14 protein-coding genes are annotated in these 13,319 nt (G+C 54.7%); 11 read left to right on the plus strand and 3 right to left on the minus strand.

All coding sequences use genetic code 11. From position 1 onward, the window contains the following. Positions 1 to 6 precede the first annotated feature (6 nt). The 6 genes from CMN55_RS11380 (at position 7) to CMN55_RS11405 (ending at position 4,717) form a co-directional block, all read left to right on the plus strand. A complete protein-coding gene (locus CMN55_RS11380) occupies positions 7 to 1,038 on the plus strand; it encodes a GGDEF domain-containing protein (RefSeq protein WP_293949922.1) in 1,032 nt (343 codons plus the stop codon). A 134-nt stretch (positions 1,039 to 1,172) separates the two neighbouring features. After that, positions 1,173 to 1,958 (plus strand): 2-(1,2-epoxy-1,2-dihydrophenyl)acetyl-CoA isomerase PaaG, encoded by a 786-nt coding sequence (gene paaG / locus CMN55_RS11385; RefSeq protein WP_293949923.1) that lies wholly within the window; start codon positions 1,173 to 1,175, stop codon positions 1,956 to 1,958. A 1-nt stretch (position 1,959) separates the two neighbouring features. Then, positions 1,960 to 2,424 carry a hydroxyphenylacetyl-CoA thioesterase PaaI gene (paaI, locus tag CMN55_RS11390; RefSeq protein WP_293949924.1) on the plus strand — a complete coding sequence of 155 codons (465 nt, stop codon included), beginning with the start codon at positions 1,960 to 1,962 and terminating at the stop codon, positions 2,422 to 2,424. After that, entirely contained in the window at positions 2,421 to 3,623 is a 1,203-nt protein-coding gene (pcaF, locus tag CMN55_RS11395) for a 3-oxoadipyl-CoA thiolase (protein WP_293949925.1), read from the plus strand. The genes paaI and pcaF overlap by 4 nt, the downstream gene beginning before the upstream one ends. An 81-nt stretch (positions 3,624 to 3,704) precedes the next feature. Then, complete coding sequence (locus tag CMN55_RS11400; RefSeq protein WP_293949926.1) at positions 3,705 to 4,403, plus strand: DUF2461 domain-containing protein; 699 nt, start codon at positions 3,705 to 3,707, stop codon at positions 4,401 to 4,403. 89 nt (positions 4,404 to 4,492) lie between these two features. Beyond that, the gene (locus CMN55_RS11405; RefSeq protein WP_293949927.1) at positions 4,493 to 4,717 is read left to right on the plus strand and encodes a hypothetical protein; all 225 of its coding nucleotides are present in this window, start codon (positions 4,493 to 4,495) and stop codon (positions 4,715 to 4,717) included. A gap of 80 nt (positions 4,718 to 4,797) precedes the next feature. On the opposite strand, the gene CMN55_RS11410 is transcribed toward CMN55_RS11405, so the two are convergent. After that, entirely contained in the window at positions 4,798 to 5,847 is a 1,050-nt protein-coding gene (locus CMN55_RS11410; protein WP_293949928.1) for an alcohol dehydrogenase, read from the minus strand. Between the two features lie 29 nt (positions 5,848 to 5,876). After that, positions 5,877 to 7,382: an aldehyde dehydrogenase gene (locus CMN55_RS11415; RefSeq protein ID WP_293949929.1), complete on the minus strand. Its 1,506-nt coding sequence runs from the start codon at positions 7,380 to 7,382 to the stop codon at positions 5,877 to 5,879. A 195-nt stretch (positions 7,383 to 7,577) separates the two neighbouring features. On the opposite strand from CMN55_RS11415, the gene CMN55_RS11420 reads away from it, so the two are divergent. Both CMN55_RS11420 and CMN55_RS11425 read left to right on the plus strand, forming a co-directional pair. Beyond that, positions 7,578 to 8,486, plus strand: coding sequence for a LysR family transcriptional regulator (locus tag CMN55_RS11420; RefSeq protein ID WP_293949930.1), 909 nt, complete (start codon positions 7,578 to 7,580; stop codon positions 8,484 to 8,486). Positions 8,487 to 8,613: 127 nt separating this feature from the next. Beyond that, positions 8,614 to 9,381 carry a crotonase/enoyl-CoA hydratase family protein gene (locus CMN55_RS11425; RefSeq protein ID WP_293949931.1) on the plus strand — a complete coding sequence of 256 codons (768 nt, stop codon included), beginning with the start codon at positions 8,614 to 8,616 and terminating at the stop codon, positions 9,379 to 9,381. Positions 9,382 to 9,385: 4 nt separating this feature from the next. On the opposite strand, the gene CMN55_RS11430 is transcribed toward CMN55_RS11425, so the two are convergent. Then, positions 9,386 to 9,841 (minus strand): Lrp/AsnC family transcriptional regulator, encoded by a 456-nt coding sequence (locus tag CMN55_RS11430; RefSeq protein WP_293949940.1) that lies wholly within the window; start codon positions 9,839 to 9,841, stop codon positions 9,386 to 9,388. A 140-nt stretch (positions 9,842 to 9,981) separates the two neighbouring features. Here CMN55_RS11430 and ald point away from each other — a divergent pair, with 140 nt between their 5' ends. The 3 genes from ald to CMN55_RS11445 form a co-directional block, all read left to right on the plus strand. Continuing rightward, the gene (gene ald / locus CMN55_RS11435; RefSeq protein ID WP_293949932.1) at positions 9,982 to 11,100 is read left to right on the plus strand and encodes an alanine dehydrogenase; all 1,119 of its coding nucleotides are present in this window, start codon (positions 9,982 to 9,984) and stop codon (positions 11,098 to 11,100) included. A 545-nt stretch (positions 11,101 to 11,645) separates the two neighbouring features. Further along, positions 11,646 to 12,035, plus strand: coding sequence for a helix-turn-helix domain-containing protein (locus CMN55_RS11440; RefSeq protein WP_293949933.1), 390 nt, complete (start codon positions 11,646 to 11,648; stop codon positions 12,033 to 12,035). 243 nt (positions 12,036 to 12,278) lie between these two features. Then, positions 12,279 to 13,319, plus strand: a 1,041-nt coding sequence (locus tag CMN55_RS11445; RefSeq protein ID WP_293949934.1) for an Ig-like domain-containing protein, incomplete at its 3' end; no start/stop codon positions are given.

Genomic DNA, 13,319 nt, shown 5'->3' on the forward strand with positions numbered 1-13,319 from the left:
TTTGACTTGCAACTATCTAACGATTTTGAGAAAGTCCGCGACCTCGCCAAGAAAACAATGGCCCTGATGCAAGAGAGAGGAATACGGCAAACCCCGCCCAATTATGCCATCTGGTATGAATATATTCAGGAAAGCAACCCGAACCTGACGCGGGCGGTAAATGAAGCGCTTGCAAAAAACGGGAAGTTTACGGAAAAGATCGGCGCAGAGCTGTATGACCGTTTCTTCACGCGGGAACAGGAAAGCAAGGCGGTTGAGGAAACCAGTCGGCTGGTCCAACAATCCATGGACAGCATGATGGGAGATCTGACCCGGACGAACAATGATATTTCCAGTTATGGGGAACAGCTTCATGACTTCGCGACCCGTGCCGAAGGGCTTGACGGTGTAGAACTACAAGCCGTGATCGACCAGATCATTACCCAGACCCACTCTGTTTCCGATAATACACGCAGTCTTCAGAACGGGCTGGAAAGCGCCTCCCGCGAAATTGCTGATCTGAAACGCCGTTTGCAATTTGTTCAGAAAGAAGCCTATACGGATTCCCTGACCGGCATCGCCAACCGCAAAAGCTTTGATGAGTATCTCGCGAAAATGATTGCCGAAACCAAGGAAAGCGGGACGACGCTCTGTCTTATCATCGCGGATATTGATCATTTCAAACAGTTCAACGACATCCATGGACATACCTTTGGTGACCAGGTGATCAAGCTGGTGGCCGCAACGCTATCAAAAGGTATCGATCACCGCGCCATGGCCGCCCGTTACGGCGGTGAAGAATTTGGCATCATCCTTCCCGATACCCCCATCAGCGATGCCGTCAATCTCGCCAATGATCTCCGGATGGCCATATCGGCAAAAAAGCTGGTCAAGCGATCCACCAAGACCGAAGTCGGTAAAATCACAATGTCGTTTGGCGTGACCTCTTACGCTCGCCCTGAAGATGCAATTGGCATAATCAACCGCGCCGACAAGGCCCTTTATGAAGCCAAAAAGACAGGGCGTAACTGCGTCAAACATCTTCGACCGATCATTTGAAAAGAGGGTATCCATCTAGCCGACTGGTCTGGTGATTGCGTCCCCTCTTTTCGAGGTGCAATAAAGTCCTGTCTTCCCCCCGACTCATCCATTAGTCTGCTTGCAACGGTAACGGGAAAGAAAGAAAAACCAGAATGTCTTACAACACTATCAAATTTGACGTTCGGGATGCAGTCGCCAAAATCACACTGAACCGGCCTGACAAGCTCAACGCCTTCAGTGACGAGATGCATGAGGAACTTCGCGCCATCATGCCGACCCTTGCAAGCGACAAGGTGCGCGCCGTGCTGATCACCGGGGAAGGACGCGCCTTTGGCGCCGGAGCCGATCTGTCGGGAGAAAGCGCATCGGGCGGCCCCGCTCTCGATGCTGGAGAGACCCTGGAAAAGAACTACAACCCCCTGATCCTTTTCCTGCGCAATCTTGATAAGCCCGTGATTGCCGCCGTCAACGGCATTGCGGCGGGCGCCAGCATGAGCCTCGCGCTGGCTTGCGACATCGTCCTCGCCGCGAAGTCCGCGTCCTTCCTGCAGGCCTTCTGCAATATCGGCCTGATCCCCGATGCCGGCAGCACCTATTTCCTGCCCCGCCTTGTCGGCCCCGGCAAGGCCATGGGGTTGACTATGCTGGGCGAGAAGCTCCCGGCGGAAGAGGCGGAACGGATGGGACTGATCTGGAAATGTTATGAGGATGCCGAACTCATGCCGGCCGCCGAAGCCCTTGCCGCACGCATGGCTGCTGGCCCCACCAAGGGCTATGCTCTCATCAAAAAGGCCATGAACGCCAGCCTGGAAAATGATCTCGCGCAGCAGCTTGATATCGAAAGAGACTATCAACGAGCCGCCGCTGAAACCGAGGACTTCGGCGAGGGCGTTGCCGCCTTCCTGCAAAAGCGCAGGGCTGATTTCAAGGGCCGTTGAGATGGCAAAGAATGAAGGATTAAGCACCGAGGCCATTGCCCGCACTGTGGCCGAGACCATGTATCGTAAAGATGTGGCCTCATCTTCGATCGGCATTACACCGAAAGAAATACGCCCTGGCCATGCGGTGATGACCCTCCGGATTACCGAAGCAATGCTGAACAGCCACGGGATGTGCCATGGCGGCTATATCTTTATGCTCGCCGATTCCACTTTTGCCTACGCCTGCAACAGCTATAATCAGAATACGGTGGCCGCCGCCGCCCAGATCAATTTCCTCCGTCCTGTCGTCCTTAACGAGTTGCTCACCGCAACCGCGACGGAAATTTCCAAGACCGGCCGGACCGGCCTTTATGATGTTGTTGTAAAAAACGAGGCGGAGGAGACCGTTGCCTGTTTTCGAGGTAATGCCCATACCATAAAGGGGCAAATGATTCCGGGACTTAGCGAAAGAGACGAACAATGAAAAATGCCTATATCTGTGATGCCGTCCGCACGCCCATCGGCCGTTACGGCGGCACCCTTTCCGCTGTACGTGCGGATGATCTTGGCGCCATACCGATCCGTGCCCTGATGGAGCGTAACCCCTCTGTCGACTGGGAGAAGGTCGATGATGTGGTTTACGGCAATGCCAATCAGGCCGGTGAAGACAACCGCAACGTTGCCCGCATGAGCGCCCTGCTCGCCGGATTACCTGAACAGGTTGCCGGGGCGACAATCAACCGCCTGTGCGGCTCCGGCATGGATGCGACGGCCTCCATCGCCCGCCAGATCATGACCGGGGAGGCTCATCTCGGTATTTCAGGCGGGGTGGAAAGTATGAGCCGGGCACCCTTCGTCATGGGCAAGGCGGATACGGCCTTCTCGCGCAATGCCGAGATTTTCGACACCACCATCGGCTGGCGGTTTGTGAACAAGAAGATGCAGGAACAATATGGCATCGATTCCATGCCGGAAACGGCTGAAAACGTGGCCGAGGATTACCAGATCCGCCGCGAGGATCAGGATCTTTTCGCGCTTCGCAGTCAGGAAAAGGCCGCGGCCGCACAGGCTAACGGTTCCTTCGATGATGAAATCATCCCTGTCGTCATTCCGCAGCGCAAGGGCGATGCCATTGTTGTGGACAAGGACGAGCACCCCCGCGCCACGACCATCGATAAGCTGGCCGCGCTGAAAGCCCCTTTCCGCAAGGGCGGATCCGTCACGGCGGGCAATGCCTCCGGTGTCAATGATGGCGCCTGCGCTATCCTGCTGGCCTCGGATGAGGCGGTGAAACAATATAATCTCACCCCGAAATCCCGTATTCTGGGAACGGCCTATGCCGGTGTTCCGCCCCGCATCATGGGCATCGGCCCGGCCCCGGCCAGCAAAAAACTTCTGGAACGGCTCGGCCTCTCTCTCGACGACATGGATATTATCGAGCTCAATGAGGCCTTTGCCGCGCAGGGGCTGGCTGTCATGCGCGAGCTGGGTCTCAAGGATGATGACCCGCGCGTCAACCCCCTCGGCGGGGCGATTGCGCTTGGCCATCCGCTCGGCATGTCAGGCGCGCGATTGCTGACCACTGCCACTTACCAGCTGCAGCGGACCAGTGGCCGCTACGCCCTTTGCACCATGTGCATCGGTGTCGGCCAGGGCATTGCAACGGTGATCGAGCGGGTCTGATCGGATAGCGTCCAAATCCGGAAAACCCGGCGTTTTAAAAAGCGCCGGGCATCCCTTCCAGAGCGACAAAGGATAAGTGAGATGAACGATTTCAAGGGATTTCCCGAAGATTGCCTCACTTTCTTTGCCGATCTGATCACCAATAACAATCGTGACTGGTTCCAACGCAACAAGGCACGTTACAAAGACTCCGTCGTCTATCCGATGAGCGATTTTATCGCCGCCATGGCCCCGCGCCTCGATGCAATTGCCCCCCTGTATATTGCCGATCCGCGACCGCATGGCGGCTCCATGTTCCGGATTTACCGGGACGTGCGCTTCTCCCGCGATCCACGCCCCTATAAAGAGCATGTCGCCTGCCAGTTCCGGCATCAGGCGGGCCGCGACGCCCATGCACCGGGATATTACGTGCATATCGCCCCTGATGGCGTGCGTTTCGGCGGCGGCATCTATCTGCCCCCTGCCCCGATCCTCGCAAAAATTCGCAGGACCATCGACGAGCGGGGCAAAGAGTGGCGAAAAATACGGCAAGACGCTGATTTCCGGGTCTATTTCCCCGAAGGCATCCGCGGTGACAGCCTGAAACGCGCCCCAAAGGGCTATGACAATGATCATCCCGATATTGAGGATATCCGCCGCAAGACCCTCTTCGTCATGCATCATCTCAAAAATACGCACGATATAACCCGGCCGGATTTTGTCGACAAGGTCGATGACGCCTTCCAGCGGGCGACGCCCTTCATGCGATTTCTCACCAATGCAGTGGAACTCCCTTTCTGATGCAGGGCAGCAGAATATTAAGAGTCTTTTAAGAGTGTTTTCCTAAAATTGACGACAAGTGATAACTGGCCCCTGCAAGGAACTCCGCCATGATGAATATTATCGAGCTGCATCCAGATACGACCGTCGACCTTTACAGCACGGCGCATAATCTGATTGTCCATCAGGGTGAAAAAGCGCTGGATTTGTTGCGGGCCGAAGCGGAGGAAATGCGCCAGAATGATGGAACGGAAGAAAATCTCTATGCCTGCATTGAGCTGATGCGCGTGGTTACCGAGCTAATCGACATGGAAGTTGCCGGACCCATTCATTAATTCGCAAAACTTGCGACAGGAAGCAGAAAAGGCGGCACTGCAAATGCCGCCTTTTTTGTTTTCGCGATCACTAAATCAGTTCAGCTTTGCAGAACGACCCGACCGACAATCTTCCCGGCCCGCAAATCTTCCAGTGTATGATAAGCTTCCTTCATGGGGCGGGGTGTGATTGCCAGCTCATTCAGCTTTCCTGATTTAGCAAGATCCATCAACTCCCGCATTTCACGGAGATTGCCGACATAGCTTCCCTGAACCGAGATCGCCTTGATGGGGAACATCGGCAATGGCAAAGTAAAACTGCCACCAAAGAGCCCGACAATGACCAGCTTGCCGCCTTTCGCCAGCACTTTCACGCCAAAGGCCGCGCTGCTTTCTGCGCCCACAAAGTCGATGGTGGCGTTTACGCCACCACCCGTCATGCCCATAAATGTCTTGAAGGCCGCCGGGTCGGACGGGTCAATGGCGCCGACTGCCCCCGCTTTGATGCCCGCTTCCCGCTTTGCCGGATCAATGTCCGCGACATATATTTCCGCATCAGTAACAGATCTCGCAATTGCCATGGCCGCCAGACCGACACCCCCTGCCCCCAGCACCAGAAGCTTGCCCCCGTCAGCACGCGACTTGGCTTTCTGAAGCGCGCTGTAAGCCGTCAGGCCGGAACAGGTATAGGTGCAGGCCAGTTCTTTCGGAAGGGCGCCGTAATCCAGCAGATAGCGTGCATGCGGGACAATCAGGGTATCAGAATAGCCCCCCGCCACATCCACCCCAAGCTGACGCGGGCGGCTGCAAAGCTGTTCCTCTCCCGAGGCGCAGATGGCGCATTGCCCGCAACCGATCCAGGGATAAACGACCCGTTTATCTCCGACTTTTACATCGGTCACATTGTCGCCGACGGCCTTGACCGTGCCAACAATCTCATGACCGAGCGTAAAGGGAAGTTCCCTCCCCCCCCGGATGTCCAGCTTCTTGCCGCCCCCGAGGTCAAAATGTCCTTCCCAAATATGAATATCACTATGACAGACACCACAAGCCGTGACATCCATCAGGACTTCATCACCGACAGGTTCCGGCGCATCGCCGGTGTTTTCCACCAGCGGCGCGCCATATTCCTCGAACTGATAGCTCTTCATTTATTCCCTCCCAGAATTGAAGAATGGGATCAGGCGATATTGATCCAGGTCGTTTTGAGTTGCGTATATTTCTCCAGCGCATGCAGCGACCGGTCGCGGCCATGGCCTGACTGCTTGTATCCGCCGAACGGCGTGGACATATCCACATCGTCATAGGTGTTCACCCAGACCGTCCCGGCCCGCAATGACTGCGCCAGTTGATGCGCCTTCGAAATATCGCGTGTCCAGACGGAAGCCGCCAGACCATAGATCGTATCATTTGCGATTTTGACGCCTTCCTCCATGTCCTTGAAGGTAATGGTGCTGATCACGGGCCCGAAAATTTCTTCCCGTGCGATGGTCATCTCATTGGATACATTATCAAAAATGGTTGGTTCGATATAAAAGCCACCGGTTTCCTGCAAAACCTGCTTGCCACCGTAATAGAGCTTCGCGCCCTCTTCCTGGCCCTTGTTAATATAGCCCATGACACGACCGGTCTGATTTTTGTCGACCATGGCGCCAACAATGGCTTTCGGGCTCAACGGATCCATGGGCTGCAATGTTGCGGCAACACCGGCAATTTTCTCGACCAGCTCATCCTTGATGCTGTCCTGCACGACCAGGCGGGACGCGGCGGTGCAGACTTCCCCCTGATTGAAAAAGACGCCCATGGCGATTTTCTTGGCGGCGAGGTCAAGATCTGCATCGGCCATTACAAGACTCGGGCTTTTACCCCCGCATTCAAGACCGACAGCCTTGAGGTTGCTTTCGCCGGAATAGCGCATGAACATTTTGCCGACCTCGGTCGATCCGGTAAAGGCGAGCGCGTCCACATCCATGTGACGGCCGAGCGCCTGACCTGCGGTTTCCCCAAAGCCCGGCACAACATTGAAAACGCCATCCGGAATACCGGCTTCGGAGGCCAGCTCCGCAATCCGGAGCGCCGTCAGCGGCGATTGCTCCGCCGGTTTCAGGATAACGCTGTTCCCGGCGGCAAGGGCGGGGGCAAATTTCCAGGCGGCCATCAGCAGCGGAAAGTTCCACGGCACCACGCAGGCAACCACGCCGATTGGTTCACGGGTGATAAGAGCGAGGGAGCGGCGACGATCCGTCGGGGCAATTTCGTCATAAATTTTGTCAATAGCCTCCGCATACCAGGTAATGGCGCCCGCAGAGCCCGGCACATCGACGGCCCCTGCCCATTTGACCGGCTTGCCCATATCGAGGCATTCCAGCAGGGCAAGTTCGTTTTTATTCTTCATGATCAGCCCTGCAAATTTTTGCAGGACTGACTTGCGCCGTGCCGGAGCTTCCCGTGACCAGACGCCCGCATTAAAGGCAGCCCGCGCCGCAGTCACGGCCCGGTTAACATCTTCCGCATCGCATGCCGCGACTTTCGTAAGCACTCGGCCATCCACCGGGCTCACGCAGTCAAATGTCTTGCCTGAGGCGGCATCAACATACTGCCCATTGATAAAGGCCTTGTTGCGAATTGTGATTTCGCTTTCCAGTTTTTCCCAGTCTTCGCGTGTCGGAGCAGGCTTCGCTGACATATTCTTCCCTCTTGTTAATTATAGGCATTTGCCATCAGTTTAAGCTTTTTCCGAGAATAGCCAATGCTGTTTATTCGCGAAAGATATTCTTGACCGAACGGTCAAAAAAAATGTCCGTTACGGCGCTGACACGCGGCTGAACATCTCCTATAAATTTTCCTTACCGGAACAAGCGCCAACCGATAGGGTTGTTTTATGATACATGAAAATATAAACCTGACCCAGATTCAGACATTCCTCTGGGTTGCCTCTCTCAAAAGCTTTCGTAAAACCGCAGAAAAGATGAACACAACGCAACCGGCCATCTCCTCCCGCATTGCGCGACTTGAGGAAACACTCGGTGTCCGGCTATTCGAACGGGATAACAATCTCATCCGGCTGACGCAAAAGGGGATTGAGCTGCTCCCTTACGCCGAGAAGCTGCTGCGTACATCTTCAATGCTTGTCGACAGGATCTGCCGCGAGGAGGAGCAACAAGGCACACTGCGCCTTGGCATATCGGAAACGGTTGTCCACACCTGCCTGCCGGAGTTTATCGGGACGTTGAATGAAAAGTTTCCCTCCCTTGATCTGGAAATAAAAGTGGAAACCACTCTCAACTTGCGACAGGAGCTGTCGGAGAAGCGACTGGATTTTGCCTTTCTAATGGGACCGGTCGCCGACTTTCAGGTGGAGAATCACGAACTGTTCGAATTCGAGATGATCTGGACCGCCGCGCCCGCGCTCGGCTTACCGACGGAACGCCCTCTCTCGCTCGACGAACTTGCGGCGAAGCCCATCATCACCTACACACCGAATACCCGGTTATATATTGAACTGACGCGTCAGCTTCGCAAATACACAGAACGTCCGGCCCGGGTCTTTCCTTCCAGTTCCGCTGCTGCGATCCACCGGCTAGCCCTTGACGGAATAGGCGTCGCCACGCTGCCCCGCCAGATGGTTCACCGGGATCTTGCTGCAGGACACTTGCAGGAAATACACTGCGACTGGCGTCTGCCGGGATTACGCTTCACCGCGGCCTACCCGACCGACCCCTATAATCCGATGACCGAAAAGATCATCGCACATGCGCTCGAAATGACACGTTGCTATCAAAATGCCTGACATTTCATACCAGTTGCCTGGCCGAAGGATGCGAAAACAGCTATCCGTCAGATCCAACCGTATTCTATAATAGCAGACAACAGGTTCTGGCCCGCCAGGCGCAATAATATAAAAAAGGAAGTTCAAGATGAGTGAAAAAGAAAAAATAATCATCGAGAAAAAAGGCCCCATCACCACCATCATCATCAACCGGCCGGAAGTCCGGAATGCCTTGGATCAGGAAACATCCGACCTGCTGGCCAAAGCTTTCAAGGCATTCGAGGCTGACGATAGTCAGAAAGTTGCCGTGGTTACCGGCGCGGGCGGGGCTTTCTGCGCCGGGGCCGACTTGAAAGAAACCGCGACCCGTGTTGACTATAAGGCCTGGGCCGGTCATCCAGAAGGCCCGTTTCACAAGCCGCTTTCGAAACCGCTGATTGGCGCCATTGCCGGGCATGCCTGCGCGGGCGGCATGGGTCTCGCTCTTTTTTGCGATATCCGGATTGCTGAGGAAACGGCGGTGTTCGGGATTTTCTGCCGCCGCTGGGGCGTTCCCATGAGCGATGGCACCCCTGTCCGCTTGCCCCGTGTTATTGGCATGGGCCGAGCGCTTGATATGATGCTGACCGGTCGACCTGTTCCCGCAGATGAAGCCCTCTCTATGGGGTTGGTGACGCGCGTCGTACCCGAAGGCGCGGCCCGTCAGGCGGCTGAAGAGCTTGCCCTTCAGATTGCCGGTTTCCCGCAGATTGCCATGCTTTCAGACCGGGACGCTGTTTATGCCCAGGAAGGCCTAACGGATATGCAAGCGATCACCTTTGAGATGCAGGCGGCAGAGGAAGCCAAACAGAAAGAGGCGCAAGTCGGCGCCGCGCGCTTCGCTGCCGGAGAAGGCCGTCACGGCGCCTTCAAATAAGGGGTCAGAAAACCGGATATCCTTTCCAGGGTTTGATCGCCCGTAAGGCGAAGGTCGAGCGCATACTCGCAACATGAGGCAGGCGGCCAAGACTGTTGCGATGGATGCGCTCGTAATCGGTGACGCTGCGCGCCGCAACCCGCACGATATAATCCGCATTTCCCGTCGTCAGATGGCATTCCAGAATGTCGGCGCAGGCCATCACCGCCTGTTCAAACATATCCAGTATTTCCTGATTTTGCGATGTCAGCGTAATCTCGACGAATACATCCGCCTCAAGGCCGAGGGCCTGCTTGTCCAGCTTGGCTGCATATCCGTGGATGACCCCGGCCCCTTCCAGATTCTTGATCCGGCGATGGCAGGCAGAAGGTGACAGATTGACCCGATCTGCGATTTCAGCAATCGGCATATCGGCATCCATCTGTAATTCGGATAATATCTGTCGATCGAAGTGATCTATTGAAAAATTTCCCGTCTAAGAGCTCGATTTCAAAATTTTACACCAAAAAAGCGTAGGCTGAAAACCTATTTCGAAAATTTTTCCTGCGGAAAATATATTATAATTCGAGCATCTAAACTCTGTTGTGGGAGGCAGCAAAGATGATTATCGGATGTCCGAGAGAAATTAAAAACCATGAATATCGCGTCGGACTGACGCCGGAAAGCGCCGCAGAGCTGATCGCCCATGGACATGATGTCCTGATCGAAAAAGAGGCGGGCGCGGGTATCGGCGCTTTCAACACCGCTTATGAGGCAGTGGGAGCGAAAATCATCGATACCGCGGAAGAGCTGTTCGCTCGCGCTGATATGATCATCAAAGTGAAGGAACCGCAGGCGAGCGAGCGGGCGATGTTGCGTGAAGGCCAGATTCTCTATACTTATCTGCATCTCGCTCCGGACCCTGCTCAGACGCTCGATCTGATACAATCACGCGCGGTCTGTATTGCCTATGAAACGGTGACCGATGCGGGCGGCGGCCTCCCCCTCCTGAAACCGATGAGCCAGGTAGCCGGGCGTCTTGCGATACAGGCGGGGGCGACGGCACTTGAAAAATCCCATGGCGGAAGGGGGGTCCTGCTTGGGGGTGTGCCCGGTGTCATGCCTGCAAAAGTTGTTATTATCGGCGGCGGCGTGGTCGGCTTCAACGCGGCGCAAATGGCCGTTGGCATGCATGCGGATGTGTCAATCCTGGATCGCAATCCGGCGGCGCTGGAGCGCCTTGAAAATCACTTTGAATCAAGGGCGCGGGTTCTCTATTCCACTTCCGCCCTGCTGGAGCGCTTGGTACTGGAGGCGGATCTTGTTATCGGCGCTGTCCTCATTCCGGGCGCTGCCGCGCCGAAACTGATCCGCCGCGACCTAATCGCCCGAATGCAGGAAGGCGCCGTTGTCGTCGATGTCGCCATTGATCAGGGGGGATGTTTTGAAACCTCCCGCCCCACAACCCATGCGGAGCCAACCTATGTCGTCGACGGCGTGGTTCATTACTGTGTTGCGAACATGCCCGGCGGCGTTGCCCGCACCTCCACCTATGCCCTCAACAATGTCACCCTGCCCCATGCCGTCCGCATTGCCAACAAGGGATGGCGGGAGGCGCTCAAAGCAGATCCGCATCTGGCCAACGGCCTGAATGTCTGGAATGGCAAGGTGACCTGCGAACCGGTTGCCCGTGACCTCGATCTCGAGTACACACCGCTAGCTGTCGCTCTGCAGGAATAAAGCGGATCAGAAGACAAAGGACGGCAGGAGAAGCTGTCGTCCTGCTTTTTCCTCGGACCGAGATTATGCTTTCTAGCATTCTCGCAAAAAAATTATTTTGGGCGGCCGCTATCCCTGCACCCCAACTGACCAACATTTCGCTTCCCCATAATATTCCTTGGAATGCCTGATTTTCTGCGGAAAAGGGGCTCTTTTCCAGAATGGCGCACCCGTGCAAAATGCTTCAAAAATCGGCCTACTTCATCTATATTCATTGTAAATATTCTATGTTGTAATGTGATTAATTTTTACTTAATATTGATATTTGAATATTGGCAAATATTTCATAAGGAAAATTATCTGACAGTCGGCCTCCCACCGGCTAACGCCCTTGCTTAGCCTGTAAGAGTTAATCAACCCTCCGTCAAACTGACACAAAATCTGTCGGGATGTCAGGTCGTGGCTAAGGGGAGTAATGTCAACGGGCCATGTAGGAGACTTTTTATTCAAGTTACTGCAAAACAACCAAGAATAACATTTGCAGAGAAACTGGAGAGGTGAATAAATTGACAGGGAACATCGAGGGGAAATTCCCGGACGCACTGGAACTGAAACAATTTATCATCAGCAGTGAAACTATGTCGCAGTTCCAAAAACGTGTCAGAATGCGGCTTTTGACCATCATTGCGGACGGCAACCTTTCCATCGAGGCCCTGTCCCATGACATGGCAATGAGTTCCCGCACTTTGCAACGCCGCCTCAAAGGCGAAGGAACAAGCTATCAGAACGAAGTCAACCATCTGCGCGAAGATCTGGCCCGCTACTATCTGATCAACACTAGCTATACGGGCTCCGAGATTGCCTATCTTCTGGGATATGGTGATGCAAATTCCTTTTTCCGCGCCTTCCATAGCTGGACAGGACAGACCCCACGATCCCTCCGCCGGAAACATTGATTTTTTCGGGGTATTGGGTGATGCACTCCTTTACTTGCGAAATTCTAAAAATCCGAATATTCGTTGCATTTACAACTATAATTAATAAGTATCCCCCTATTTCCCGTTAGTATTCTTGCAAAATACGCCATTATTTTAGATTTTACTAAAATATGGCATATCCTGCTAGTGCTTGATCGCCTTTCTCACCATTAGACTTTTCTTGAAGTCAGTTTGCGTATGTGTTGAGTAATAGGCGTTCAAATGACTCGTCAAAAGACGATGGTCGATTCTCGGGCAATGGTTGCCGTACAGTCCGGCGCAGTTATTGCTATTCCTGCCGATTTCGCTTCAAAGCTTACCTTCTCACAATCCTCCGACTCCCTCGTTCTGACCTCCATGGACGGAATTGAGATTATTCTGAGAAATTACTTCGCAACACGGACACATGAGGAACAACCTCTTCTCCAGATTGGAGAGAACGGCCCGTTCCTCGAGATCGAGCAGGTCATCGACAAAATCGAGAATTTTGATGCAACCTATATGACATCGCAAGATGACCCTCCCAGATCGGGCGCCAGCTTCACGCTGTATAATCATGAAGAAATAGGAGACGGGCTCGATATCTCCGATCTTTTGTCCGGAACGAATATCACCCTTAACACGCCCGGATTCGCACGACATGCCAGCGAAATTGGAGCAGATTCCGCGCGTCTCCCTCCCCCGAATGTTGGATCGATCTTCTCCGGCACCGCCGATATCACCGCGCCGACCCTCACCATCACCGCCGATGACTTCTCCCTCGCCGAAGGACAGAGCACCACGGTGTATTTCACCTTCTCCGAGGAGGTTACCGGCTTCGATATCAGTGATGTGGCCGTGGAAGGCGGCCTTCTCTCCGCCTTCACGCAGCTCGATGGCAGCCACTGGACCGCCACCTTCACGCAGGACGGCGCCGATCCCCCCGCCCTCACCGTCGCCGATCACAGCTATACCGATCTCACCGGCAATCTCGGCACAGGCGACAGCCTATCGGGAACAGCTGATATCGTTGCCCCGACATTGACCATCACCGCCGATGACTTCTCCCTCGCCGAAGGCCAGAGCACCACGGTGTATTTCACCTTCTCCGAGGATATCACCGGCTTCGATATCATCGATGTCACCGTCGAAGGCGGCCTTCTCTCCGCCTTCACGCAGCTCGACGCCAGCCACTGGACCGCCACCTTCACGCAGGATGGCGCCGATCCGCCTGCAATCACCGTGGCCGATCACAGCTATACCGATCTCACCGGCAATCTCGGC

The sequence above is a fragment of the Sneathiella sp. genome (assembly GCF_002694385.1).
GTDB lineage: Bacteria > Pseudomonadota > Alphaproteobacteria > Sneathiellales > Sneathiellaceae > Sneathiella.

Coding starts and splice junctions, on each gene's coding strand:
- ald (WP_293949932.1), top strand. CDS start 9,982: ATGATTATCGGATGTCCGAGAGAAATTAAAAACCATGAATATCGCGTC.
- paaI (WP_293949924.1), top strand. CDS start 1,960: ATGGCAAAGAATGAAGGATTAAGCACCGAGGCCATTGCCCGCACTGTG.
- CMN55_RS11400 (WP_293949926.1), top strand. CDS start 3,705: ATGAACGATTTCAAGGGATTTCCCGAAGATTGCCTCACTTTCTTTGCC.
- CMN55_RS11420 (WP_293949930.1), top strand. CDS start 7,578: ATGATACATGAAAATATAAACCTGACCCAGATTCAGACATTCCTCTGG.
- CMN55_RS11415 (WP_293949929.1), bottom strand. CDS start 7,382: ATGTCAGCGAAGCCTGCTCCGACACGCGAAGACTGGGAAAAACTGGAA.
- CMN55_RS11425 (WP_293949931.1), top strand. CDS start 8,614: ATGAGTGAAAAAGAAAAAATAATCATCGAGAAAAAAGGCCCCATCACC.
- CMN55_RS11405 (WP_293949927.1), top strand. CDS start 4,493: ATGATGAATATTATCGAGCTGCATCCAGATACGACCGTCGACCTTTAC.
- pcaF (WP_293949925.1), top strand. CDS start 2,421: ATGAAAAATGCCTATATCTGTGATGCCGTCCGCACGCCCATCGGCCGT.
- paaG (WP_293949923.1), top strand. CDS start 1,173: ATGTCTTACAACACTATCAAATTTGACGTTCGGGATGCAGTCGCCAAA.
- CMN55_RS11410 (WP_293949928.1), bottom strand. CDS start 5,847: ATGAAGAGCTATCAGTTCGAGGAATATGGCGCGCCGCTGGTGGAAAAC.